The organism is Corallococcus terminator (genome assembly GCF_003611635.1).
Taxonomy (GTDB): domain Bacteria; phylum Myxococcota; class Myxococcia; order Myxococcales; family Myxococcaceae; genus Corallococcus; species Corallococcus terminator.
Genome location: NZ_RAVZ01000576.1, coordinates 1 through 3,057 on the forward strand (window position 1 = coordinate 1; position 3,057 = coordinate 3,057).

Here is a 3,057-nt window from a genome sequence, read left to right on the forward strand (position 1 = left end):
CTTCCACGCTGGGGGCGTCGGAATCACGCGGGGCCGGAGGAGGCTCGGACCGGGGGAGCTGCATGGCCAGGTCCCTCGCGGGCCTCTCGCGGCGCGAAGGGGCAGGGATTCGCTGGGGCAGGGCCGCCTCTTCGCCCAGTCCGGGCGTCTCTTCGTAATCGATTCCCGACGGCGCGGCGGCGCCCGTGCCCGCGGCCAGTTCGTCACCCCCGCGGTCCTCCCGTCGCCGGCCGTGGGGATCCGACAGCGCCAGCAACTCCAGCTCGGAGAGCACCTTCGGATCCGCCACGGAGTCGCGCAGCGCCGCGAGGTCCACCTCGCCCGTGTCCGGCTGGCCCGCGGCGGTGACAGGGGCTGCCAGGCCCGCCTTGGCGAAGGGCGCGGGCGCCGAGCTTGGAATGGGGGTCACCGGGGCCGCATTCGGCGCGGTGGGTGTGGCTGGATCGGGCGAAGGAGCATCGGAGTCCCGCTTGCAGCCCGAGGCGAGAATCCCCATCAGCAACAGGAGGGTGGAAGCGCGGAGCAATGGCATGCAGGGGACGCTAGCCCATCTCGTCCGGGCGGGCGCACCCCGGCCAGGACATGACCGACCCATGACCCGACCATGACGAAGCCCCGCTTTGACCCGGTGCGCCACGGTGCCTCCCGCGGTGAACCACCGCCTCTCATGAAGACGGGAGGGCGCCATCCCGGGCCCCCTATCCGCCCGGCTCAGGCGATGAGCGCGCCCCAGAACAGCACCGCGAAGCCACCCAGTTCACCGGCGATGAGCGCCACCATGGCGGCGACCATCACCCCGGGAGGAAGTTCGAAGCGCCCGAGCTTGTGGGGACGCGCGAACTGGTTGTCGGTGTCTCGCAGCAGGCCGTGGATGACATAGGTCGAAAGCCCGAACGCGAAGAAGCCCACCTGCGCGACGACGGCGATGAGCTCGACGGTCGCATCCAGCGCACTGAGGACGACGAAGCGTTCGACGACCAGACAGGCGAACGCATACATCAGCGCGGCCCGGTGCGCGATGTCGACATAGGGGGAAGCCTGGGCCCGGGCGCTGCGAGCCATCTGTGCGTATTTCCAGACGCCAAAGGACAGGCCGGCCAGGAAGAAGCCACCGGCCGCGAAGACCGCGATTTTCTGTGCGAAGTCCATGCTCGCGAGTGTGGAGGCTGCGCGTCCCCCGGGGCTTGTACGAACCGGCTACGCTGAGAGGATGTCTCAGGCGCGCATCGACGTGTGGCAGGACCGGGTGCTGTCCATCGCGAGGCTGGGCCGCGTGGCGGTCCATGCGCACACGGGTTCGGCCCTGCTCGTGGGAATCGACGGTCCGTTCGGATTCCGCGAGGCCCTGCCGGGTGCGCCGTGGCGCTCCGTCGAACACCTCGTCGTCGCGCCCGCCTGCCTCCATGAGTTGGACTGCGGCGACACCCTGATGGGCGTCCTGCTCCTGACGCCGGGGCAGGTCGACCACCGACAGCTCTGCGAACACGCGGAGCTGCCCGCCTTCGAGAACGTCCACGTGCTCGGGTCGCCCCGGCGGCGACGTGAGGCGCTGGGGGCCATCCTCGCGGGCGAACTCCCGGAGGAGGAACTCGATGCGTGGATGACCCGGCAGGTGGGGCCTCCTCCGGGACGCTACGGGTCCGATGCCCGGGTGGAGGAGGTGGCGGTGCTGATCTCCCGTCAGCCGGAGCTCCCCTGGCGGCTCGACGCGCTGGCGGCGCGCACGGGCGTCTCCCCTTCCCGGCTCCAACACCTCTTCCAGACCGAACTCGGCGTCACGCCACGGCAACTGCGGACCTGGCAGCGCCTGCGCGAAGTCACGCGGCGGTTCGCGGCGGGCGAAAACCTCACGCTCGCGGCGCATGAGTCCGGCTTCGTGGACTCGGCGCACCTGAGCAAGGCCTTCCGGCACTTCTTCGGGATCGCGCCCTCGCGGGTGCTCTCCGGTGGGACCCGCGTGTGCGTCCACGCGCCCCGGTTGCCCGCGCCGGACCCGGCCTGAGCGGACCGCGCCGCTCCGGGATTTTCCAGTCGTTCCATGGCCAGACACCCACGCTGGAAAACCACGGAGAGCGCAGTTTGCGGAAATCACCGGGCGCGCTCCCCGTAGACTCCAGGGCACCAACAGGCGCGGGTGCGCGGAGCCTCGGGAGACGGCAGGTGGCTGGGACGCGATGGCGGGTGCAGGTGCTGGGGCTGGCGCAACTGTGGGGCCCCGAAGGACAGCGGGTCCGGCTGGAGCGGCGCGCCGCGGCGCTGCTGGCGTGGTTGGGATTGCAGGGGCCTTCGCCCAAGTTCGCGCTGGCGGCCCTCCTGTGGCCGGACTCCTCGCCCACCACGGCGCGCAACAACATGCGCCAGTTGCTGCGGCGCCTGCGGCTCGCCAGCGGTGGCGAGCCCCTGGTGGAGGGCGACACCGAACGTCTGGCATTGGTGGACCTGGCGAACGTGGACGTCGCGAGTCTCAAGGCCGCCACCGAGGCCCGGGCGTATGAGCGGGCCCTGGAGTCCGTCGGGGCTGAAGGCAGCACGCTGCTGGCGGGCTTCGACTTCGATGATGGCCCGGAGCTCGCGCGCTGGCTGGACGGGGCTCGCGCGGGTGTCGAGGGCTGGGTGCGCGAGGCGCGCGAGGCTCGCATCGGGCACCTCACCGCCGGAGGGGACTGGACCGCCGCCCTGGGGCTCGCGCAGGCCTGGGCGCGGCAGGAGCCCGAATCCGAACAGGCAGGACGCCACCTCATCCGCCTGCACTACCTCCAGGGAGACCGGGGCGCCGCGCTCGCGGCCTTCGAACAACTGCGGAGCGTCCTCTCCCGCGAGTTGCACGTCACCCCCATGCCGGAGACGCTCGCATTGGTGCGAGAGGTGGAGAAGGGCACGCAGCGCCCCTCCCCCACCACGGCCCCGCGCGCGGTCCTGCCCCTGTCCGTGTTGCGCCCTCCGGTGCTGGCGGGCCGGGATGCCGCGTGGCGACAGTTGGAGGCCGGCTGGGAGGCGGGGCAGATGCTGTTCATCTCCGGCGAACCCGGCAGCGGCAAGACGCGGCTCGCGGAGGAG

Annotated in this window: 3 protein-coding genes and 1 pseudogene; 2 read left to right on the forward strand and 2 right to left on the reverse strand. The window is 71.6% G+C overall.

The annotated features are described in order from the left end of the window. Positions 1 to 409, reverse strand: a pseudogene (locus D7V88_RS40230) (hypothetical protein); the annotation flags it as partial. Positions 410 to 711: 302 nt separating this feature from the next. Further along, positions 712 to 1,149, reverse strand: coding sequence for a hypothetical protein (locus D7V88_RS40235; RefSeq protein WP_120545791.1), 438 nt, complete (start codon positions 1,147 to 1,149; stop codon positions 712 to 714). 61 nt (positions 1,150 to 1,210) lie between these two features. On the opposite strand from D7V88_RS40235, the gene D7V88_RS40240 reads away from it, so the two are divergent. Then, complete coding sequence (locus tag D7V88_RS40240) at positions 1,211 to 2,002, forward strand: AraC family transcriptional regulator (RefSeq protein ID WP_158625267.1); 792 nt, start codon at positions 1,211 to 1,213, stop codon at positions 2,000 to 2,002. 158 nt (positions 2,003 to 2,160) lie between these two features. After that, the coding region (locus D7V88_RS40245) for an AfsR/SARP family transcriptional regulator (protein WP_279636143.1) at positions 2,161 to 3,057 on the forward strand (897 nt) is incomplete at its 3' end.

Excerpts from the sequence above, each read along its gene's own strand:
- D7V88_RS40235 (WP_120545791.1), bottom strand. The coding sequence starts at position 1,149 with ATGGACTTCGCACAGAAAATCGCGGTCTTCGCGGCCGGTGGCTTCTTC.
- D7V88_RS40240 (WP_158625267.1), top strand. The coding sequence starts at position 1,211 with ATGTCTCAGGCGCGCATCGACGTGTGGCAGGACCGGGTGCTGTCCATC.